General features: G+C 31.9%; 26 protein-coding genes and 1 tRNA gene. 19 read left to right on the top strand and 8 right to left on the bottom strand.

What is annotated here, in order from left to right:
* Positions 1-264 precede the first annotated feature (264 nt).
* The 4 genes from IJQ68_RS00980 to IJQ68_RS00965 are packed head-to-tail and all read left to right on the top strand — an operon-like array spanning position 265 to position 1,676.
* Positions 265-531, top strand: coding sequence for a 2TM domain-containing protein (locus IJQ68_RS00980; RefSeq protein ID WP_292795782.1), 267 nt, complete (start codon positions 265-267; stop codon positions 529-531).
* Positions 532-804, top strand: coding sequence for a 2TM domain-containing protein (locus IJQ68_RS00975; protein ID WP_292795780.1), 273 nt, complete (start codon positions 532-534; stop codon positions 802-804).
* A gap of 3 nt (positions 805-807) precedes the next feature.
* Positions 808-1,248, top strand: coding sequence for a LytTR family DNA-binding domain-containing protein (locus IJQ68_RS00970; RefSeq protein WP_292795777.1), 441 nt, complete (start codon positions 808-810; stop codon positions 1,246-1,248).
* Between the two features lie 8 nt (positions 1,249-1,256).
* Positions 1,257-1,676: a DUF3021 domain-containing protein gene (locus IJQ68_RS00965; RefSeq protein ID WP_292795774.1), complete on the top strand. Its 420-nt coding sequence runs from the start codon at positions 1,257-1,259 to the stop codon at positions 1,674-1,676.
* Between the two features lie 144 nt (positions 1,677-1,820).
* On the opposite strand, the gene IJQ68_RS00960 is transcribed toward IJQ68_RS00965, so the two are convergent.
* Positions 1,821-2,219: a DUF3795 domain-containing protein gene (locus tag IJQ68_RS00960; protein ID WP_292795771.1), complete on the bottom strand. Its 399-nt coding sequence runs from the start codon at positions 2,217-2,219 to the stop codon at positions 1,821-1,823.
* Positions 2,220-2,297: 78 nt separating this feature from the next.
* Between IJQ68_RS00960 and IJQ68_RS00955 the strand changes: the two genes are divergently transcribed.
* The 5 genes from IJQ68_RS00955 to IJQ68_RS00935 all read left to right on the top strand — a co-directional run bounded on the left by IJQ68_RS00955 (position 2,298) and on the right by IJQ68_RS00935 (position 5,268).
* Positions 2,298-3,047 carry a hypothetical protein gene (locus IJQ68_RS00955; protein ID WP_292795769.1) on the top strand — a complete coding sequence of 250 codons (750 nt, stop codon included), beginning with the start codon at positions 2,298-2,300 and terminating at the stop codon, positions 3,045-3,047.
* Positions 3,040-3,450, top strand: coding sequence for an HIRAN domain-containing protein (locus IJQ68_RS00950; protein WP_292795766.1), 411 nt, complete (start codon positions 3,040-3,042; stop codon positions 3,448-3,450). Before IJQ68_RS00955 ends, IJQ68_RS00950 begins: the two co-directional genes overlap by 8 nt.
* A gap of 132 nt (positions 3,451-3,582) precedes the next feature.
* A complete protein-coding gene (locus IJQ68_RS00945; RefSeq protein WP_292795763.1) occupies positions 3,583-4,140 on the top strand; it encodes a 50S ribosomal protein L15e in 558 nt (185 codons plus the stop codon).
* A 31-nt stretch (positions 4,141-4,171) separates the two neighbouring features.
* Entirely contained in the window at positions 4,172-4,588 is a 417-nt protein-coding gene (locus IJQ68_RS00940; RefSeq protein WP_292795784.1) for an RNA-binding protein, read from the top strand.
* A 5-nt stretch (positions 4,589-4,593) separates the two neighbouring features.
* A complete protein-coding gene (locus IJQ68_RS00935) occupies positions 4,594-5,268 on the top strand; it encodes a DNA alkylation repair protein (RefSeq protein ID WP_292795761.1) in 675 nt (224 codons plus the stop codon).
* Here IJQ68_RS00935 and IJQ68_RS00930 read toward each other — a convergent pair.
* The gene (locus IJQ68_RS00930; RefSeq protein WP_292795757.1) at positions 5,265-5,834 is read right to left on the bottom strand and encodes a DapH/DapD/GlmU-related protein; all 570 of its coding nucleotides are present in this window, start codon (positions 5,832-5,834) and stop codon (positions 5,265-5,267) included. The two genes, IJQ68_RS00935 and IJQ68_RS00930, sit on opposite strands and share 4 nt — an antisense overlap.
* Positions 5,835-5,980: 146 nt before the next feature.
* Between IJQ68_RS00930 and IJQ68_RS00925 the strand changes: the two genes are divergently transcribed.
* Complete coding sequence (locus IJQ68_RS00925) at positions 5,981-6,760, top strand: class I SAM-dependent methyltransferase (RefSeq protein ID WP_292795755.1); 780 nt, start codon at positions 5,981-5,983, stop codon at positions 6,758-6,760.
* Between the two features lie 281 nt (positions 6,761-7,041).
* Here the strand turns inward: IJQ68_RS00925 and IJQ68_RS00920 are convergent, their stop codons facing one another.
* Positions 7,042-7,356, bottom strand: a complete 315-nt coding sequence (locus IJQ68_RS00920) for a helix-turn-helix domain-containing protein (RefSeq protein WP_292795753.1) — start codon at positions 7,354-7,356, stop codon at positions 7,042-7,044.
* A gap of 94 nt (positions 7,357-7,450) precedes the next feature.
* Here IJQ68_RS00920 and IJQ68_RS00915 point away from each other — a divergent pair, with 94 nt between their 5' ends.
* The 4 genes from IJQ68_RS00915 (at position 7,451) to IJQ68_RS00900 (ending at position 10,798) form a co-directional block, all read left to right on the top strand.
* Complete coding sequence (locus IJQ68_RS00915; RefSeq protein ID WP_292795750.1) at positions 7,451-8,392, top strand: aldo/keto reductase; 942 nt, start codon at positions 7,451-7,453, stop codon at positions 8,390-8,392.
* A 124-nt stretch (positions 8,393-8,516) separates the two neighbouring features.
* A complete protein-coding gene (locus IJQ68_RS00910; RefSeq protein ID WP_292795747.1) occupies positions 8,517-8,906 on the top strand; it encodes a hypothetical protein in 390 nt (129 codons plus the stop codon).
* Between the two features lie 172 nt (positions 8,907-9,078).
* Positions 9,079-10,311 (top strand): MFS transporter, encoded by a 1,233-nt coding sequence (locus IJQ68_RS00905; RefSeq protein ID WP_292795744.1) that lies wholly within the window; start codon positions 9,079-9,081, stop codon positions 10,309-10,311.
* A 193-nt stretch (positions 10,312-10,504) separates the two neighbouring features.
* A complete protein-coding gene (locus tag IJQ68_RS00900; protein ID WP_292795741.1) occupies positions 10,505-10,798 on the top strand; it encodes a hypothetical protein in 294 nt (97 codons plus the stop codon).
* A 38-nt stretch (positions 10,799-10,836) separates the two neighbouring features.
* Here IJQ68_RS00900 and IJQ68_RS00895 read toward each other — a convergent pair whose 3' ends face one another.
* The gene (locus IJQ68_RS00895; RefSeq protein ID WP_292795739.1) at positions 10,837-11,238 is read right to left on the bottom strand and encodes a DUF4405 domain-containing protein; all 402 of its coding nucleotides are present in this window, start codon (positions 11,236-11,238) and stop codon (positions 10,837-10,839) included.
* Between the two features lie 198 nt (positions 11,239-11,436).
* Here IJQ68_RS00895 and IJQ68_RS00890 point away from each other — a divergent pair, with 198 nt between their 5' ends.
* The gene (locus IJQ68_RS00890; protein ID WP_292795736.1) at positions 11,437-13,296 is read left to right on the top strand and encodes a PAS domain S-box protein; all 1,860 of its coding nucleotides are present in this window, start codon (positions 11,437-11,439) and stop codon (positions 13,294-13,296) included.
* Between the two features lie 54 nt (positions 13,297-13,350).
* Here the strand turns inward: IJQ68_RS00890 and IJQ68_RS00885 are convergent, their stop codons facing one another.
* The 3 genes from IJQ68_RS00885 to IJQ68_RS00875 form a co-directional block, all read right to left on the bottom strand.
* The gene (locus IJQ68_RS00885; protein WP_292795733.1) at positions 13,351-13,770 is read right to left on the bottom strand and encodes a hypothetical protein; all 420 of its coding nucleotides are present in this window, start codon (positions 13,768-13,770) and stop codon (positions 13,351-13,353) included.
* A gap of 21 nt (positions 13,771-13,791) precedes the next feature.
* Positions 13,792-14,271, bottom strand: a complete 480-nt coding sequence (locus tag IJQ68_RS00880; RefSeq protein WP_292795730.1) for a hypothetical protein — start codon at positions 14,269-14,271, stop codon at positions 13,792-13,794.
* Between the two features lie 103 nt (positions 14,272-14,374).
* Positions 14,375-14,671 (bottom strand): hypothetical protein, encoded by a 297-nt coding sequence (locus tag IJQ68_RS00875; protein WP_292795727.1) that lies wholly within the window; start codon positions 14,669-14,671, stop codon positions 14,375-14,377.
* 409 nt (positions 14,672-15,080) lie between these two features.
* On the opposite strand from IJQ68_RS00875, the gene IJQ68_RS00870 reads away from it, so the two are divergent.
* From IJQ68_RS00870 to IJQ68_RS00855, 4 genes are all read left to right on the top strand, one after another.
* Positions 15,081-17,660: a hypothetical protein gene (locus IJQ68_RS00870; protein WP_292795725.1), complete on the top strand. Its 2,580-nt coding sequence runs from the start codon at positions 15,081-15,083 to the stop codon at positions 17,658-17,660.
* Between the two features lie 181 nt (positions 17,661-17,841).
* Positions 17,842-18,546, top strand: a complete 705-nt coding sequence (locus IJQ68_RS00865) for an ABC transporter ATP-binding protein (protein ID WP_292795722.1) — start codon at positions 17,842-17,844, stop codon at positions 18,544-18,546.
* 4 nt (positions 18,547-18,550) lie between these two features.
* Positions 18,551-20,818 (top strand): ABC transporter permease, encoded by a 2,268-nt coding sequence (locus tag IJQ68_RS00860; protein ID WP_292795719.1) that lies wholly within the window; start codon positions 18,551-18,553, stop codon positions 20,816-20,818.
* Positions 20,819-20,918: 100 nt separating this feature from the next.
* Positions 20,919-20,990 (top strand) — tRNA-Gln (locus IJQ68_RS00855).
* A gap of 154 nt (positions 20,991-21,144) precedes the next feature.
* Here the strand turns inward: IJQ68_RS00855 and IJQ68_RS00850 are convergent.
* Positions 21,145-21,381 carry a hypothetical protein gene (locus tag IJQ68_RS00850; protein WP_292795717.1) on the bottom strand — a complete coding sequence of 79 codons (237 nt, stop codon included), beginning with the start codon at positions 21,379-21,381 and terminating at the stop codon, positions 21,145-21,147.
* Positions 21,382-21,422 lie beyond the last annotated feature (41 nt).

Here is a 21,422-nt window from a genome sequence, read left to right as displayed (position 1 = left end):
GGTGAGGTCTATTTTTAATTAAATTAATATCTTTGAAAAAAGTTAACCTAAACTTTTATGAATTGAAAGTACATTTGCAAGTGCAATTCGGGGTTTATCAAATTTTGGCGAATAGTGGACAGCACCATTATATAATTAAAATAAAATATATAAATAAAATCAAAGAGAGCATCTGAACACTATTCGTTCGACAGAAAAAAAAATAAAAATGGTAAAAACTTTTAGTAATATACTATAATATTATCGATTAGTGAGTTGATGTAAATGGATTTAAGGCAAAGAGTTGAGAAAAAAGTTGACGCAAAAATCAAGTTCGAAGAAAATCTATATAAATATTTGGTAGTAAACTCTATTATAGCGATAATTTGTTTAGTGTTTCTAAAAAATTTCACATTACTGATGGCTGTAATGCTTTTCTGGGGAATCGATGTTTTAAGTGACTTTTTAAAAGCATATTCCTTTGAAGACATTGTTGGATATGATTATCGAGAAAGAAAAGTCGAAGAAGAGCTTTCAAGATTAGGTGATTAGATGAGCAGTTTAAGAGATAGGGCTGAAAGAAGAGTTGACCAAAAAATCAAATTCTATCGCAATTTTTACAGTTATATTATAGTCAATGCCATTTTGGCAGTAATTAACTACTTGTTCACACCGGAATACTGGTGGGTTTTGTTTGTAGTGTTCTTTTGGGGAATCGGAGTTCTCTTTGACTTTTTAAAAGCATTTGTATTGTTTGAAAGATTTGACAGTGAAGAATACCGTGAACAAAAAATAAATGAGGAAATGGAGAAAATGAGGAAATAGTTTATGAAAGTAGATTTGTTTTTTTCAAGAGATATAAAAGAGTCTTATGCTGAAATTCATACAAATGAGTTGTCAGACAACATTCAAAAAGCAATCAGTCTTTTGGAGGATGAGTCTGTTAATTCAATGATTGCAGTTAAGAAAGGAAAAGACATTACATTTCTAAAATTTGATGAAATATATATGTTTAGAGTTGAAGACAAACAGGTCAAGGTCTATACGGAAAATGATAACTTTCTGGTTAAAAAAGCATTGTATCAGATAGAAAAGATGCTGGATTCCTCTTTTATCAGAATATCAAAATCCACTATCATCAATTTGGATAAAATCGATCGTGTCGCTCCTTCACTGAAAGGAATGATGTTTATAATGTTGAAAAATGGTCTAAAGGATAATATTTCAAGAAAATATTTGCCTGAATTTAAAAAATCATTGGATTTGTAGGTGATATGATGAAGATTACTGATTTAATCGAAAGGATTGCATTGGGTGCTTTTATTGGATGCTTTATTGTTTCCCTTGTTGAGGTTTTAATTGCTTATCAGTCAGGTCCTCAAAACGTGTTTTTTTCAGGATATGATATGATCAATGCGTTTTTCGGATCAATTCTCATAGGTTGGGGATTCTCTTTAAGCGGATTTATTTACGAAAGCAACTGGCCATTGCCTTTCCAGGTTCTTTTCCAGATGGCAATTGGTTTTACAGTTTTGTTTGGTGTGGCAATATATCTTGGCTGGCTGCCTTTAGATATCGGCTATGGCGTTATCATTCAATGGGTTTTAGTGGCTGTTGCTTTTGCAGCAATATTCTGGGTTGCTTTTTATATTTATTATTATCTGGAAGCCCGTGAAATAAATAAAAAACTAGAATAACAAGAGAATATGGGGGAATAAAACCCCAAATCTCTTCAATATATACAAATGGGTGAGTAATATGAATTATTAAATTCGTTGTGAATTTAATAACTATAGTTATTATTCACAATATTAACTATTGTTATATTTATTATTTAAAAGTTATGATTGATAACCACATTCGCTACAGGTTTTTGTCTGGAAGTTAATCACACCACCACACTCTGGACACATCCATTTTTCCCTGTCCTGAGCCATCATCTTGCCGATGCCGGTTGTCTTGATTCTTTTGGCACTGTCCAACGTGTTTAAGTCATATCTTTTGACATATTTTTTGGAATGCTTTTTCATCAATGGGCATGGAAACTCGCTGCAGCGACCGCAGTAACTGAAGTTCTTGGTATCAAAACAGGTTTTAATCTTACATTTCAGACTGGCCTTATTTTTTCCGTCATCACCGATCAGACATCCCACACAGGGATTCTGGTATCTTTCACAGCTTATGCAGTTAACTCCGCATGGAGCAAGCATTTTTGAATCAATAGTATCTGGCATTTTCATATCTCTACACCCCCACTACGAAAACATTATATTGATTTAAAAATAAATATCTTTTCATAATATAAAAAACTGATTTAAATGTCATTAATTGTCCATCCTAAAGTAATAAAATTGAAAAATGAATTATCTCAGCTGATTTTTGAATATGATAATTTGACAAACCATATCTGTCCTGAAATAGAGCGCATCTATGTTTTGGAATTTGGGAGATATGAGCATAAACTCTATAAGATTGAACTGGAAATAGATAAGTTAAAACGAAAAATTCAGCTGATTCAGATTGAAATTAATCATGAAAATGAGATAGATTTAAATAAAATTGAAAATACTCTTAAAGAAGAGTTTGAGGAGTATGAAAAGCAGGTTCAAGCACAGATTGATGAAATTAAATTCCTTGAAGAAAATGATGTGGAAAAATTATCTCCTGAGGATTCAAAAAAATTCAAAAAGCTTTATCACATGCTTATTAAAAGATTACATCCGGATTTAAATCCTAATCAGTCATTTTTTGAACTGAATCTGTTTTACAGGACAGTTTACTGTTTTGAAAACGGTGATTTGGAAGGATTGGAATCTGTTGCAGCTATCCTTCCTGATGAAGAGTTTAAGGAAGTTTCTGAAATTGATCATATGGAGAAATTGGTCGGAGAATATAGGGAAAAGATTGAAAAGCTTAAAAATGATTATCCATATAATAAAAAGGGATTATTAGACAATAAGGGTGCCGGTGAAGAATACAAAATCATGCTTCTGGAGTTGATTTCAGATAGAAAGGAAACTGTCAAAAAACTTGAAGAAAAGATTAACGGATTGATTGAAAATGGCTAATATCCAAAAACCAGATTCAGACCTCGCAGATTTTGTTGGATTTATCCAGAAAGGAGGAAAAATCAAACCTTTCATTAAGGATATCTTTCTAATTAAGGTATATGTTGCAGGTCTTTCCTACAATGAAAACATTGATGAGATATTTCCGAAGGTAGAAGTTGGAAAACGGGTGGAATTGATCAGAGAAGCAAAAAATGAATTTGATAAGCATGCCATTTTGGTCAGATTAAACGGTGAAAAAATAGGATATGTTCCCAGAAAAGATAATTATGTTTTATCCAAACTGATGGATGGTGGAAAGCATCTGTATGGGGTTATCGAAAGTTTTGGTGTGGATGAAGTCTATGAAGGTTATGAATTCAAATTCATTAATGTTGAAATTTATCTAAACGAAGAATTTTAGTATGTAAAACATTAACTTTATATGTACTTAAAACAAATAGTTTATTACTGTTAAAATTTTAGCAGTTTGCTTTTTTTGGGATAAGTTCCCATGGATGTGGCTTTTATAGCTGAACAAAAAAAGGTGAAATTTATGTATAAATATATTAGAGACGCTTGGAAAAACCCAGATGAGTCCTACGTACGTGAACTCATGTGGCAAAGAGCTCCAAAATGGAGACGTCAAAAAGTAGTACAAAGAATCGACAGACCTACTAGATTAGACAGAGCTAGAAGTTTAGGTTACAGAGCTAAAAAAGGTTTCGTTGTAGTAAGAACCAGAGTAAGACGTGGTGGAAGAAGGAAATCACGTTTCAAAGGCGGTCGTAAACCTAAAAGAATGGGTGTAAACAAAATCACTCAAGCTAAATCAATTCAAAGAATTGCAGAAGAAAGAGTGGGCAAAAAATACCCTAACTTAGAAGTATTAAACTCCTACTGGGTATGGTCTGACGGAAAATACAAATACTACGAAGTTATCTTAGTAGATCCACAAAGTCCTTCTATCATTAACGATAAAAAAATCAATTGGATTTGCTCCAAAAAACACACTAACAGAGCTTTAAGAGGCTTAACCAGTGCTGGTAATAAAGGACGTGGAATAAAATCTAAAGGAAAAGGTAGTGAACAAGCAAGAAGAAGAGATTTATAATCTCTCTTTTTACTACTCTTTTTTGATTTTCATGATTCACAACATTAAATTTAGGGTCTTTGTTTATGAAAACGAAGACATCGATGAACTGTCACAAGCTATTTTGAATATTTTGCCTGAAGCTGAAATTGAAGCCGAAGAAGCTGAAGGTCTCACTGAAGATAAAATTATCATATTGTCCGGTATCGTTTCTAAGAAAAGATACACCAAAGCTTTTTTTAACTTACTTTTGGAATCCTGTGATTTGGATAAATTAAATGACGATTTGGAACGCAAAATGGATGAGAAAGGTAACTGGTTTTTAAGATTTGATAAAACTGACGCTATTGATGAAAAATTAACTGTCATAGATTCTGGTGATTCAATCCATTTGAAAATTAAGATTGCAGCATATCCTGCCAAAAAGGAAATTGCAGTTGAAAAAGTTCGTGAAGCTATTTTAAACTGATTGATATGGATTTTCAAGAGGTAATTACTTATTTTGAAGAAATTCAGGACGATGAAGTTGTCAATTCCAATAAGAGATTTGCAATCGGTTGTGAAAATGCCTATGGTATCAGACTTCCAGTAATCAGAAAATTGGCTAAACAAATCGGTAAAAACCATAATTTGGCTATTGAACTGTGGAATCATCCCTATCATGAATCTCATTTGCTTGCAACAATGATTGAGGAAAAGGAAAATGTTACTTCTGACCAATTGGATGATTGGGTTAATTCATTCTATTCCTGGGATATTGTAGATCAGGCATGCATCAATCTTTTGGTTGACTTGCCTGAAGCCCGAGAAAATATTTTCGTCTGGTGCGATTCTGAAAAGGAATTCGTCAAACGAACCGCTTTCAGTCTGATTGCTGTCATTGCAGTACATGACAAAAAGGCAAATCCTGATGATTTTGATAAATATTTTACGTTAATTAAGAATGCTTCTTTTGATAACAGGAATTTTGTTAAAAAATCAGTCAATTGGGCTTTAAGACAAATTGGAAAAAGAGATATTGAATGCAACAAAAAAGCATTGGATGTCGCTTATGAAATCTCTGAAAATGATGATAAGGCATGCAGATGGATTTCATCAAATGCAATCAGGGAACTTGAAAGCGAGAAAGTTCAAAAGAGACTGTCCTAATCTATTTTTTTGATGAATTTTGCAGGAACGCCACCAACGACTGTCATTTCTTCAACATCTTTTGTTACAACTGCACCTGCAGCAACTATTGCGCCATAACCAATTGTGACACCGGGCAGTATTGTTGCATTGGATCCAATCCAGACTTTGTCTTCTATTTTTATCGGTGAGGGACAGAGATTTCCTCTCTTTTCAGGATTTTCTTCATGATTCAATGTTGCCAAAACCACATTATGTCCAATCAAGACATCATTTCCAATATAGATTCCGCCCTGGTCCTGGAATTTGCAGTCAGAGTTAATGAAAACATTTTTTCCAAGATGAATATTCTTTCCAAAATCAGTGTAAAATGGTGGAAAAACCCTAAATTCATCGTCAACTTCTTTTCCAATCAATTCAGAAAAAAGTTCTCTGATTTCATCAAATTCGTGGTATTTGTAGTTTAACTCACAGGTTATCTTTTGGGCTTCCCTTGAGTAATGGTTGCATGCTTCTGCAGCGTCCAATTCCATTTCAAGTGTTTGTCCTTTGTTGAAAATTTCCAACAGTTCTTCGAGTTCTAACATAGTTAGTTATTTCTTAATTAAACATAATAACTTTTGGTGCAATGATTCAATATTAAGTTTTTAAAATTTAGGTATGCCTAAAAATTTATATATCATTAAAAACTACCTTAAACCATATACCATTAATAAATGATGGAGGTTTGAACATGAATTTGGAAGGCGTAGAAAAAACAATGCTTTTGACATTATATGCCAAGGCAAAACATTCAAAAAGCAAAAATCACAGGTTCTATGACTCAAAAGCTATAGAAGTTATCTCTAAAGTAGATTATGATTTCAGCATAGCCGAAAAGGACAAGCTCATGCAGATGGGAACAATAGCAAGAACAATTGTTCTGGATAAAATGGTCACGGATTATATTAACGTCCATCCTGACTGTACAATAGTCAATATCGCATCAGGGATGGACACTAGATTTAACAGACTCGACAATGGAAAAATAACTTGGTATAATGTTGATTTGGAGAATTCTGCTAGCTACAGGCTGAAATATATAGAAGACACAGATAGGGTAACTACACTTGCTTACTCGGCAATGGATTCAGCCTGGGCAGGTGAAATTGAAAAAAGAAAAGACTTACTCTTCATTGTGGAAGGACTGACAATGTATCTCAACGAAAATGATGTTAAAGACATCATGGATATAATAGATAATAATTTTGAAAGGTGCACTGTATTTATGGAAATAATGCCTCCTGTATCTGTTAAAAATACAAAAGAGGAATCTATAGAGGATACTAATACAAAATTCATTTGGGGAACTGAAAAAGGAAACGAATTGATAAAATTCAATCATAATTTCAAATGGATAAAGGACGTAAACCTATTCGATGGTGTGAATATCTACAAGCCATACTACAGATTAGTTACATGGTTCCCTCCTTTGAAGAAAAGAATGGATTATATTGCTGTTATTGAAAAATAATTTATATTAATTTAAATTTAATAATATTTGGATAACATTGGCAGGGCTTTATAATTTTTTTCTAAATATCTTTTTCATATAATCTTTCATCTTAAATGAATTTCAAATGCTTGGAATGTCAATGTTATCCCTGCATTAAATTAAAACTGTAAATTATATTGAATTCGAAACAAAATCTTTGTTTATCTACATATTCAAAATTTCTTTTTTAAAGTTTCCTATAACTTAATTATTTATTCCAATAATTGTTTTTTAAATCCTTCTTTTGTTTTAATGAGAGTTTATTCTTCATATAATTCACTATTATTGTCTAAAGTAAACTCCACCAAGTCATAAATAACTTTATTTAAGGATTTTCCTTTATTTGTTAGATAATATTCATCAGAAACTTTTTCAATCAGTCCCTGTTCTTCCATGAATCTTAAACTTCGGGATAATGCCTTATTTGACATCTCTACTTTTCCTTCTTTAAATTCGCTGAATCTTGTTTTTCCAAAAAACATGTCACAGATAATCTGCAAAACCCATTTTCTGCTTAAAAGCTCAACGGATAATTCAACAGGACAATGTGTTAGTTCAAAATCAAAATATGTCATATGGATTAAAGATTTCTATTTTGTCTTATTTTAACTTTTAGGTGTCATAGCCGTCACTTTAACTTTTTATATTCATTTAAAAAAATATTTAATCATGACATTAAAGGATAACCTTCCAAAAATTGCTCTTGGTGCTTGGGCATGGGGTAATGATGGAACATTTGGAAATGAACACAAAATCGAAGATTTAAAACCTATCTATGATAAGGCAATGGAATTGGGATTAAATCTTTGGGATACTGCATATGTGTATGGGATGGGAAAGTCTGAAGAAGTTTTGGGAGAATTTTTAAAGACATCCAATCGTGATGATTTTGTAATCTCCACAAAATTCACACCTCAACTTGCAGAAATGTTTGAAGGAAACTCCGTAACGGCAATGTATGAAAACAGTGCAAAAATTTTAGGTGTGGACGATATTGATATATTTTGGATTCACAATCCCGTTGGAGCACCTGAATGGACTAAAAAATTAGTTGAAACCGCAAAGGACCATGATATTAAAATGATTGGTGTTTCTAACCATAATCTTGCTGAAATCAAACAGGCAAATGAAATACTGAAAGAAGCAGGCTTGAAACTTGGTGCGGTACAAAACCATTACAGTTTACTTAACAGGTCCTCTGAAGATTCAGGAATCTTGGAATACTGCAAGGAAAATGACATTATTTTCTTTTCATATATGGTTTTGGAGCAGGGGGCATTGTCAGGCAAATACGATACAGCACATCCATTCCCTGAAGGCTCAGATAGGGCTATGGCGTATGGGAATAGTTTGGCTGAAATTGAGGAACTGAATAAGGCAATTGCTGAAATAGCCGAAGCTCATAGTGCTAAAGTTGCACAGTTACCAATTTCATGGGCAATAGCCAAAGGAACTCTTCCAATTATTGGCGCTACAAAAGTTCACCATGTGGAAGATGCCGCTGATGCAATAAACATTGAGTTGAGTGATGATGAAATAAGGACAATGGAAGAATTGGCGGATAAAGCAAACATCAATACAATCAGAATTTGGGAAAAAGAAATGAAATAATTTTCTTTTTTTTCTTTTTTTGTATGTTTGCAATATCAAATAATGATTGTAAACAAATTTCGTCCTGTCAGATGAATCAGAAAAAATTATATGCTAAGAAGCATTAATAGTTATTGGTGATTATATGAAAAGACAAAATTATTCACTAATAATCCTTCTTATTGCTTTAATAATCTGTTTGGGAGTATTCTGGTTTCAGTTCAACAATGATGTAGCTACTTTCATTGTCATTAACCAAACAGAAGTTCCAGAAAACGGATCATTTTCCGGAATGTTAATGGATTCCTATGGCAACGGAATTCCAAATAAAACAATTACTTTTCACAAACCTGGTTATGAACTAGGAACGCTTGTTGATGTCATAACCAATGATGATGGTGGATTTATCATTGAAAATGTCAAATATCTGCCTGATGCAGGTATTGATAACTATTATGGTGACTTTACTTTTTCAGGTGATGATAAATATCAAGGCTGCGCGTATGAAGGAAACATCACTGTAATTCCTAATTAATCATCAAAATTAATTTTTTTTATTGTTATTTATTTTTGTATTGAATTAATGAGACAATATTATTTCGTTGATTGAAAAAATAAATATTATATAATATTGTGCAGATATATTAAATATAATATATGATTTTTTTCAGTTTTGATAGAAAAATAAGGGTTGTAAAATAATGTTGATGAACGAACAAACAAAACTAACCAAAAACCATTACAAGATTTTTGCTTTGAGTTGGGCAGGATGGGTTTTTGATTTTTATGATCTGGTGTTATTCACGTTCCTGATATCACAGCTCCAATCCAGCCTGAACATTAATGCCGAAATGCTCTCATTATGTTTGGGTCTGTCATTATTTGCCACAGGTTTGGGTGGAATAATTTTTGGAGCATTAGGGGATAAGTATGGTCGTAAAAGGGTATTGCAATGGACAATCATTGTCTATTCAATAGGAACATTGCTATGTGCTTTCTCATGGTCTTTCTATTCACTTCTGATATTCAGATTCATCACAGGTTTGGGTGTCGGTGGAGAATGGGCTACAGGCCAAACATATATCAATGAAACATTTCCCGATAAGTTAAGAGCTAAATTCGGTGCATTCATGCAGTCAGGAGCGCCAGTTGGTGTAATTCTGGCTTCAATCGTTGGGGGATTAATAACGCCTGTCATTGGGTGGAGAGCAACATTTTTGCTTTCAATAATTCCTGCAATCATGGTTATTTTCGTGAGAAGATATCTTAATGAATCTGACGTATGGCTTGAAAACAGGGATAAATATATCAATAAAAACATTTTCCAGGAATTCAAGCAGTTGCTTACAAAAGAACATAGGAAAATATTTCTTATTTCATTAATACTGTGCATATTCGGTATGTCGGCATATTGGTTCACATACTCATGGCTTCCAACCTATCTTGAAAATGAACGGGGTTTGGCATTAGTTGGAACCACATTAGGGATAGTATTGATTCAATGCGGAGACTTTGCAGGTTACACCAGCTTTGGTTTTGTAGCTGAAAAGCTGGGAAGGCGTCCGGCTTTCACAATTTACAGTTTCATTATGGCAATAAGCATATCCATGATAACGATTTGCTGGAACCAGATAGATGCAGTACCTGATTTAGTCTTGGTATTCATGTTTTTAACAGGATTTGGAACAGGATTTTTCGGAGGATTCGGGTCACTGTTTTCAGAACTGTTCCCTACAAAAATCAGAAACACAGCAGTTGGAACTGTATTCAACCTTGCCCGTGGAGCACAGTTCGTAACTCCAGTAATCATAACTCTTGTTGCAACATACTTTGATTTGAGTTATGGAATAGCTATTGCAGCAATATTTGCTTTGCTTGTGGGTATTTGGATTTGGACATTCCCTGAAACCAAAGGAACAGTCATAAAAGAATTGGATTAAAGTTAATATTAAAACATTTATTAACTACTTTCTTTTTTTATCTTTATTTTCATAAAAATCTCTTCACAAATTATAACTATAATGGAATATAATAATATTAATTACTTAGAATTTAATTTACTTTTTTAGACGATGTTTTCAGGTTGCTTTTGAAAGCATTTGTAATGCATTGAAAAATAATGGGGGAGATATCATGATTAGTGATGAGGAAAAGGCTAAAATCAAAAAAGAAATTGTAAATAAAATAAATTCTGTTCTGGAGAAAAATAACGAGTCATTCAGATTGGATCAGATAAATGTTCTTAATAAAAATGAAACTGTTAAATTCATGGGAAATTACAGAGTTTATGACAGGAAAAATTACAATGCTGTTTCAGGAGAGATTAACACTTTCTTAAAGAAATACGGTAATGTTGACATTAAATCTAAAAAAATCAGGGACAGTGGAATGAAATTCACGGCTGTGAGTTTTAATTTTGAACTTTGAATATTTTTACAATATTTTAGGGGTATTAAAAACGAATTTCAGTATAATTTTTTAATTTCCCTTACTAATTTTTTACGGGTTGTCAGCAGATGCAGTCCTAAAAAGACTAGGCTTATAATTGAAGATGATTTATGGATATGGGAAATTTTATACCCCCATATTGTCCTGTTTTTCAATGATTTCTGACTTGAACAGATGCCTGAAATAATCGTTATTGCCAAAGAAATCAACAAGCCAATGTTTATGATAAGATTTATGAATCTTTTAAGATTATATTTTCCTTTAAATATTGCTTTAAAATAGTTTTCATTGAATTTTATATGTAGTATAATTAAAAATATTAATCCTATTCCAATAATTTCATGAGCTAAAATTGGAAGGGAGACAAATTCTAATATTATTGCAATCCCCATTAAAATGTCTACAGTAATTTTTTTCATCAATCCATCCTCATATATAATGTTACTTTATTCCATTATTTATATTTTTAGTCATACCTAAAATTTCATGCTACTTTCATCATTGAAATATCCTATCTATCAATTTATTAATCTGTAATGGATATGTTTATTAATAAGTATTATAATATTCTTAAATGAATATGCCGGTTTTTACTAAATAATTGGGGGTTCTATTTAATGAAGATTGCGTATTTTAATTATGATGAAGAAAAGCTTTTCGAAATCAAGGTGGATAAACTTGAATCTATAGAGGATGAATATCTCATAAAAGATGTTCCCAAAACAGACGATGAAACAAGGGACTTTCTGGGCAATCTGGATGAAGAGATATATGTCTTATTGCCCTACAATGATGGCGAAGATTTCTACCTGAAATCCTTTAATCATTCAAACTATTTTAAGACAGGCGACAACAACTTCAAAATAGGCTCACTGATATCCCATACTGTCGGACGTCAGGATGAAGAGAACAATTTCGTGAAGATGTTTCAGGAATTATATAGGACAGGCAAAAAGAAGACCGGAATCCTCAAATATATGAATGACGATGGAAAATTAATCAAATACCTTGATTTTTGCTACTTTATGATGGGAGATAAAATTATTTCGATTCATAAAGACAAAACGGAAGTCAAAATGTATAGGGAAAGCACATTGGATGATGAGCATTTGGGTGTCGCAATCGTGCAGAATAACAGGTTTGTTGAATTGAATGAAAACTATGCAAGATATGTCGGCAAAACAAGAGAACAAATGTTGGGATCTCCATATTCTCTTAAAGGCATGCCTCCAGAAAACAGAGAAACTGTTAAAAAGCAAATTGAACTCATCTCAAAACAGAAAATAATTTCATATAAGGTTCCTCTTGTAGCATACAATAACGATGGAAGCATAAGATTTTTCCTAAATGCGGAAGGTTCATACATAAGCTATGACAATATGCCTGCAGTGTTGATAAAAATCAGGGATTTGACACAGCAGGAAAAGGACAAAAACAGGATAGAAAACGACAATGACTCAAAAACTCAGCTGAAATATACCTTTAAAAGTTTGGCAGACCATTCAAAAACAGTCATATCCTACGGAATATATCCGGACAAGTTCTTTGTTTCCGACAACTTTTATGATGTCATTGAAGATGAAAGTAGATCATACCAATTTAATCCTGAAGTAGTACGAGATTTCCTGCTTGGTGAAGATATGGAGTTATATGATTCAATGATGGATACTCTTTCTCCGGCAAATCCTGAAGTGGAATTCACAACTAGCATAATGACGCTGAATCTTAACATTAAATATATCAGACATCACATTAAACGCATATATGATTCCGAAGGAAATGCTCAAAGTTATGTTTCATCACACCAGGACATTACCGAAGAGGCATCATATACCAATGCACTGAAAAAACAGATATATGACAAGAATGAAATCATCAAAGACAAGGACATTGATATTAAGGAAGCTCATCATAACATTAAAAACAACTTAAACATTCTGTTGTCACTTATACGTATGGAAGAGCATAATCATATCCCTATTGAAGATATTATTGAGGATACCAAAACACATCTCAAATCTATCAGTGTGATGCATGAGAAACTGTACCAGTCCAAAACTTTAGTGGATATAGAATTGAAAGGATATATAGATTCCATTGTCGAATCGCTGTTTGACATTTATTCGTCTGAAATACAGTACATCTCAAAGGTAGATGATATAAGCTTAAATGCCAAACAGGCAGGATCTCTTGGATTGATAATTAATGAGCTGATAAATAACACTGTAAAATATGCATTTCCAGAGGACAATCCTGGAAATGTGGAAATAAAAATCGGACGGCTTGACAATAAAATCGAAGTTGAATACCGTGACAGCGGTGTTGGAATACCAGACAGTGTTGACTTTGACAATCCGACCAGCCTAGGTTTGATAGTTATCCAAAATCTCACAAAACAGATTGACGGTGATATAAAATACACCTATGACAATGGAACATGTATAAATTTAGTATTTACTGAAAGTGAATCATTTTAGGTTCAATCCTTATGTGGATTGGACTATTTCATTTTTTTGATTAAATTGGGACTGTCAAAAAGTTAGCTCTTGATTTCGTTTTTCAATCCATCCATTTTTTTGAAGCATTATCTGGTTAAATACTCCTTCCATAGTTCTAAATTTCTTTTTATGTGCTCGTGGCATTGTGTTGCCTATGTAATTTTCTATTTGGTTGTTTGTATTGTCTAATTTTCCTTTAGGGGTTTTTTCAAGGAAGTGGATGAATTTTTTATATTCTGGGAAAAATTTTTCATCCATATACTCTTTTAAAAGCTTTGGAAAATTAACTGATTCTCTTTTTAATAAATCTACATACTGTATTGCTTTATCATATGTTTGTTGTTTGAATAATTGATAAATTAAACTTAAATATTCATTTATTTCTGATTTATAGTTGTCTATGGATTGTTTTGATTTTTCTTTAATTTCATTATCAGAGAGATTTAATTCCATATTTTTTAAATCCCTTTCAAATTATTTACGCATTTTTGTTAATTCAGGATTAATGGTGTCATAAATGTTTAATAATAAGTGAAATGTACAATGTTGGTGAACAAAACCTAATTCTCTCATTATTTTATCATAACTGGGTTTTATATCTGTAACAATGGCAATGCAGTCTTTTGGTTGAATACTATTTTTTAAAAAATTTTTTGTAGTTTTTGAATCTTCTTTTTTAGCCAATAGCTCTGCTATTGGCATTTTATTAACAATATCAAAAAGCACATGCCGATAATTCCAATTTCTATTGATTCTAATCCATTGTACATCATATGCAACATAACATGAGATTTTCAGGTCTTCGTTTAAATAGTAAAGTCCATCATGAATTAATAAAGATTGTCTTATCGTTTCATATGACATTTTAACATCATTAAAGACATTATATGCCCATGTAAGATTTTTTAATGAATCCCAACCACGAGTTCTCAGTTTAACCGCTTTGTTTTTCATTTTAATGGAAAAATTACAGTAATCTTCATAAATTCCATTTAGCCTTACTTGACTATATTTTCGGCATTTCTTACATAAATATCGTTTAACTTTAATAATAACACTAATTCCATTTTCTAAAATATATTTTACGTTTATTAAATGATTTTCTAATTACATCATTAGAAAAACAGTTCTTGCAATGAGGATCATGGTATTCGATGACTCCTTTTTCATTAATAAAGCAATCTTCATCGAGAATTCCATCAAGATACAAAACAAATTGAACAGTATTTTCTCCAAATTTACTTTTTGATGATTTTTCATCATTTTTTCGAACAGGATCTGAATTCAAATAGTTAAATATATATTGGTTGCTGTCCAAAATAAGACATGGAATGCATTTATTTTTGGGTTTCATATATAAATATTTGTCTTCCAACCTATATAAAGATTATTATGTCTTAATTTTTAAAATTTCATATAGAATACTATTAAAAATTAAGTTTACAAAACATATAACTATTTAATTAAAAATTCAATTGATTTAAAAAGGATTAAAAAATAGAAAAATTAGAAAATTCGAAACATTCTAAAAATCGAACAATAACTTATATTTAAACCTTTTTAAAGAATTTGACTAATTTTATGCGAAAATAAAGAAAAATAAAAAATTTAAAATAAATCTGTCAAAGAGCTAACTTTTTGACAGTCACATTAAATTCATGTTAAGAAACAGAATAAACGTTCTAAAGTTGTTAACATTGAAAATAAACAATAATAATATAATATAGTTCAGACATAACTTTAAGTAATATGTAAAAAATCATATGCTACATATTTACTCAAAATATTGTGAAAATAAATATGGGGGAGTTATTCTGAAACTTAATAAGCAAAGTTTATTAATTGCATTAATTCTTTTAATTTCATGTCTTGCAATCAGTACAGTAAGTGCCGCAGATACTAATAATGCTGATATTACTGTAGCTACATCAGATATTGAATTAGAAAGTGTTAATGAAGCAAATATATTATTAGATAATGAAAATCAAATTGAATTGGATGTAAGTTCTAATAACACAAATGATGAAAATAAAAATGCGCCTGAAAGTGAAGGAATTTATACAAATAATGGGGATAATAATTTAAACAATACTAAAGTTACTCCAATAATTAATGTTGATGATGTTATTATTAAAAATGGAGAAAACATAATTATTCCATTTAATGTAACGGACAATGAAGGAAATCTTATTCCTGGAGGGGCAATTGTATCTCTCAACTGGATGAATAACACTGTAAGTCAATATGTTGAACTTGAAAATGGTAAAGGTCTTGCTAATTTCAGTGTTGAATTACTAATCGGAAAAGTTAGTGACAGCAACAGCAGTATTAATTTTTCAGATTTAATTAAAGATATTTTAAAATTATTGAATTTGAACAGTACCTCTGAAAGCAATCCTGACCCGATAAATATCAGTGAAGATTCTGATTTTGATATTTTTAACTTATTCAACATAACAATACCTGATTACTCAAATATAATTAATAATCTGAATATAACCTTACCAAACATAACAATGCCGGATTACTCAAACATATTCAATAATTTGAATGTTACTTTGCCTGATATTGCTGATTTATTTGATAGTTTGAATGTTACTTTGCCTGATATTGCTGATTTATTTGATAGTTTGAATATAACTCTGCCAAATATAACTGAATTAATCAATAGTCTAAATGTAACTTTGCCTGATATTGCTGATTTGATTGATAGTTTGAATATTACTTTACCGAATATAACAGAGATAATTGGTAATTTGAATGTTACTTTGCCTGATATTGCTGATTTGAGTGATAGTTTGAATATAACTCTGCCAAATATAACTGAATTAATCAATAGTCTAAATGTAACTTTGCCTAATGTAATTGATTTGATTGATAGTTTGAATGTTACTTTGCCTGATATTGCTGATTTATTTGATAGTTTGAATGTTATTTTGCCTAATGTTACAGATTTAATTAATAATTTAAATATAACTCTGCCAAATATAACTGAATTAATTGATAGTTTGAATGTTACTTTGCCTAATGTAACTGAGTTGGTTAATAATCTAAATATTACTTTGCCGAATATTACTGAGTTAGTTAATAGTTTGAATATAACTCTGCCAAATATAACTGAATTAATTGATAGTTTGAATGTTACTTTGCCTAATATTACATTTGATTTGAATAGGATTTTAAACATTATTTCATCTTTATTTGAGGGAGATAAAGGAATAATGTGGAATTACACTTTTATTCCAGGAACATACAATATAACAATTAAATATATTGGGGATGAAAATTATGCTGATGCCATATCTGAGGGCAAGCTTATTATAACAGGACCAAATATGGTGGCAAATGACATTGTAATGTACTATAAAGACGGTACTAGATATGTGGTTAATTTAACTGATTATGAAGGTAATCCATTATTCAATCAGACTGTAACCATAACAATTAATGGGCAAAAATATGATAGAACAACAGATGATAATGGTTCAGCGTCACTAACAATTAATTTAAATGCTGGAAACTATACTGTTTCTGCATTATACGGTACAAACATTGTAGAAAATACTATTACCATCTTATCCACTATCGAAGGTAATGATATAATTAAAGTATTTAGAAATGACACTCAATACTATGCTACTTTCTTTGACAAGCAAGGAAAAGCATTAGCTGAAGGTACCGATGCTATTTTCAATATTAATGGAGTAATGTATGAAAGAAAAGTTAATGAAAATGGTACTGCTAGATTAAACATTAATTTAAATCCTGGAGAATACATCATTACTGCAACTAATCCCGTTACTGGTGAAAAGCATTCAAATAATATCACAGTATTAGCAAACATCATATCTGGCGATTTAGTAAAATACTACAAAAATGATTCCCAATACATAGTTACAATCTTAGGTAATGATGGAAAAGTTGTCGGTGCCGGTGAAACTGTAAAATTCAACATCAATGGAGTATTTTATGAACGCCAAACCAATGCTTCAGGCCAAGCAAAGTTAAATATTAATTTAAGTCCTGGAGAATACATTATCACTGGAGAATATAATGGATGCAAAGTTTCCAATAATATAAAAGTCAAATCAATTTTAGCTACTGATGATCTTACAAAAACATATAGCCAATCAAAAGCATTTGAAACAAGATTAGTCGGTGGGCAAGGAAACCCATTAGCAAATGAAACTGTAAAATTCAATATTAATGGAGTACTCTATGATAGAGTAACTGACAGCAATGGTGTTGCAAAGTTAAACATTAACCTACAAAAAGGAGAATACATTATTACATCAACTTATAACGGCCTAAATATTGCAAATACTGTTACTGTTACAGAATAGAATGAATTTCAAGAGGGATGATTTTCATCCCCACTTTCTTTTTATATCAGTAAATTTTTTACACTTCCAAATCAATATGGTGATTAAAAAATTAATTGATATTTAAAATAACAAGAAATGGTAAAATTATTAAAAATTTAAATAAATGATGAATTTTAAATTTAAGGGGAGAACTACATCAATGAGTCCAATCATCGAATTTAAAAATGTGGTTAAGGAATATAAATCTGGAAATCATGCTTTAAAAGCAATGAATAACGTTAGTTTTACAATTGACGGAGGAGAATTTGTTGTAATTCTTGGACCATCAGGAGCCGGTAAATCAACTCTTTTAAACCTTCTTGGCGGACTTGACTCTGTAACCAGTGGTGAAATCATTGTAAACAATCAGAATGTTGAAAATTTCAATGATAATGAGCTTACAGAATACAGGGCAAAAAACGTCGGGTTTATCTTTCAGTTCTACAATCTGATTCCGAATTTAACTGCCCTTGAAAATGTCGAGCTGATGGGCGATATTGTTGATGTGGATATTGATGGACTTGATGTTTTGGATTCTGTTGGACTGAAAAACCATGCAAATAAATTTCCAGCACAGTTATCTGGTGGAGAACAACAGAGGGTATCAATAGCAAGAGCTGTAGCCAAAAATCCTACAATGCTTTTATGTGATGAACCGACAGGTGCACTTGACTCAAAGACAGGGGTGCTGATTTTAAATCTGCTTCAGGATATGAGCAATAACCACAATACCACAGTAGTGATTGTAACCCACAATTCAATACTTGCAGAAGCCGCAGACAAGGTCATTAGAATAAAAAATGGTCAAATAGAAGATATAATTGTTAATGTATGCCCTAAAAAGGTTGTTGATTTGGAATGGTGATGTTTTGTTAAAAAGAAAAATGCTGAGAGACATCAAGAAGCATAAGACACAATTCATATCCATTTTTTTAATGGCATTTCTGGGAGTTTTTCTTTTTTCAGGTGTTGGCGGAGGGTCACTTGGCCTTGAAACCAGTGTCAATCAGTTTTATGAAGATACCAATATGGCAGACGGCTGGATATATTCGCCTTACTTGAATGACATGTTTTTATATCAGGTGGATATGCTTGGTGCAACCAACCAAATGGAAAGGCAGGTTGTTGTGGACTCTCAAGCTGACTTTGAAAACAAACCTGATGTTACGCTGCACTTTGTTGAAAACAACACAATATCTAAATTTTATTCGATGGAAGGTCGCCCATTAGACATCAATGATTCAAATGGCGTATGGCTTGATAAAAGCTTTGCCGATGCCAAGGGACTTAATGTTGGAGACAACATCACGTTCACATTTGAAGATTATGAAATCACAAAGACAATAAAGGGTCTTGGATACTCACCGGAATACGTCTATCATGGATCACAATATTTCGTATTGCCTGATTTTAACAAAATAGGATTTGCTTATCTCTCATACAGGGCATTTCCAAGTGATGATGTACCATATAATGTTTTAAACGTTAAATTTGATGGGAATGCAGAAACATATGATAAACTATTGTCTTACCGTTTAGATGGGTATTATGCCACATTTATTCAAAAATCCGATCATGCTAGTGTAAACCAATTTGCAAATCAAATTGCTTTGCAGAAAATGATGGGCGATATTTTTCCATTAGTATTTATCCTGGTTTCAATGTTAATACTCTTAACAACCATGACAAGGATTATTTCACACCAAAGAACCCAAATAGGTATCCTTAAAGCCAGCGGATTCAAAAATTATTCTATAATACTGCATTATTTGTCCTATGGGTTCTGGATGGTTCTGTTTGGATCGGTTCTAGGTTTGATTTTAGGTCCTATGGTGCTACCTGGCTTTATTTATGCTGTAATGAAACACATATTTATATTGCCTTCATGGAAAGCGGTTTGGAGTATGAATTTTGTTTATATGACTATTTTGATGATTATAATGTCTTTGGCGATTTCATTCTATTCGACCAAAAGCATTTCGGATGAAAGTCCGTCACAGTCCATCAGGGCAAAATCTCCTAAAGTTTTCAAAAAAGGTTTAATTGAACGACTGGATTTTTGGCATAATCTGTCATTCAATATACGTTGGAATTATCGTGATGCCCGAAGAAATAAATTCCGCTCATTAATGACTGTTATTGGAATAATAGGTTGCACTGCACTGTTGATATGTGCATTTGGTCTGAATGATTCAATGAATGAGCTGACGGAATGGAACTTTGATTACATTAATCATTATGACTCTGAGATGATTATTGACAGCGATGCAGATTCCTCTGCAGTTGATGAGGTTGCAAAAGCGGTTGATGGCGAGAAGATTATGAAAACCGTTATTGAAATTGAATCATCGAGCGGGAAAAAGCAGGGTACGCTTCTGGTTTTGGATGGTGGTGATATGATAACGCCAACTGATGATGACTGGAATAAAGTTGAAATTGCCGATGATGAGGTCTCAATATCTAAAAAAATGGCCGAACTTTTAGATGTTGGTATTGGGGATACTGTAAGATGGCATATGATTGACTCAAATAAATGGATTGAAATAAAAATAGACAAAATCCATGCAGATCCTAACACTCAGGGACTGGTAATGTCAAAAGATAAGATTGAAGATTTGGGTTTGAACTACACTCCATCGAGTATCATGACTGATGAGCATGTTGACAAAAATTATTCTGCAATAAAATCCTATACTACAAAGGAATTCAGAATCGGAAGTTGGCAGGGACTTACACAGGCTGCATGGGTACTGATATATGTTTTAACTACATTCGCATCCATTTTAGCAGTAATTGTGCTTTATAACTTGGAACTGTTGTCATTTACGGAAGTGGAGAAGGACATTGCCACATTAAAGATTTTGGGCTTTAAAACTAAGGACTTAAGGAAGTTGCTATTGACTCAAAATCTGTGGTTTACAACAATAGGATTCATATTAGGTATTCCTATAGGAAGTTACCTTCTAAAAACGATATGGCGGTCAGCAGGAGATTCATATTATATTATACCTTCCATATCTATTACAACATTACTTCTAACAGGCATAATCACATTTTCTATATCCATACTGGTTAACCTGATGTTTTCAGGTAAAATCGAAAGGTTGGATATGGTTGAAACGTTTAAAAAGGAATGAAAACTGAAAACAATATTTTGAAAATCAACAAAGTTTGAAAGAGTCCTCTTAAGCTGGAGAGGTTCAATTTATATAGGATAATTTATAAAAATAATTGCATAGTCCCGTGGGGTAGTGGCAATCCTTTTGGGCCCTGGACCCAAAGATAGCGGTTCGACTCCGCTCGGGACTACTATTTATCTAATTATTTTACACATTATACGTTTTTACATTATTTTAACATTTTGGCAAGAATTATTGGCTTTTGCAAGCCGGAGGGTTCAATATTGAACAATGAATCCAATTCAATTGACAATAGAAAAAAGATCTCATATAACATTATTTTGTTATTCATTGTCTTTGAATTCTATTATTTCAAATATTCTTTTAATGCTTGAAAATGAGGTTTCAAGAGTATTTATTGAAGCACTTATCTTTTTAAGAGGATTTGTTAACAATTGTCCATAAAGAATAACTGCCAACAAAGTACCCAATTGTATTTCATTAGACACAAGGAAGTAGAAACCTATAACATAAACAGCAATATTGCTTATGTTTGTCAGAAAGGTTGTTATTGGCAGCACTATATTATAGTATATTACTAAAAGTTTTTACCATTTTTATT

The sequence above is a fragment of the Methanobrevibacter sp. genome (assembly GCF_017447225.1).
Taxonomy (GTDB): Archaea; Methanobacteriota; Methanobacteria; order Methanobacteriales; family Methanobacteriaceae; genus Methanocatella.
Note: the sequence above shows the minus strand (reverse complement) of the source record. Positions and strands in the feature narration are given on the sequence as shown.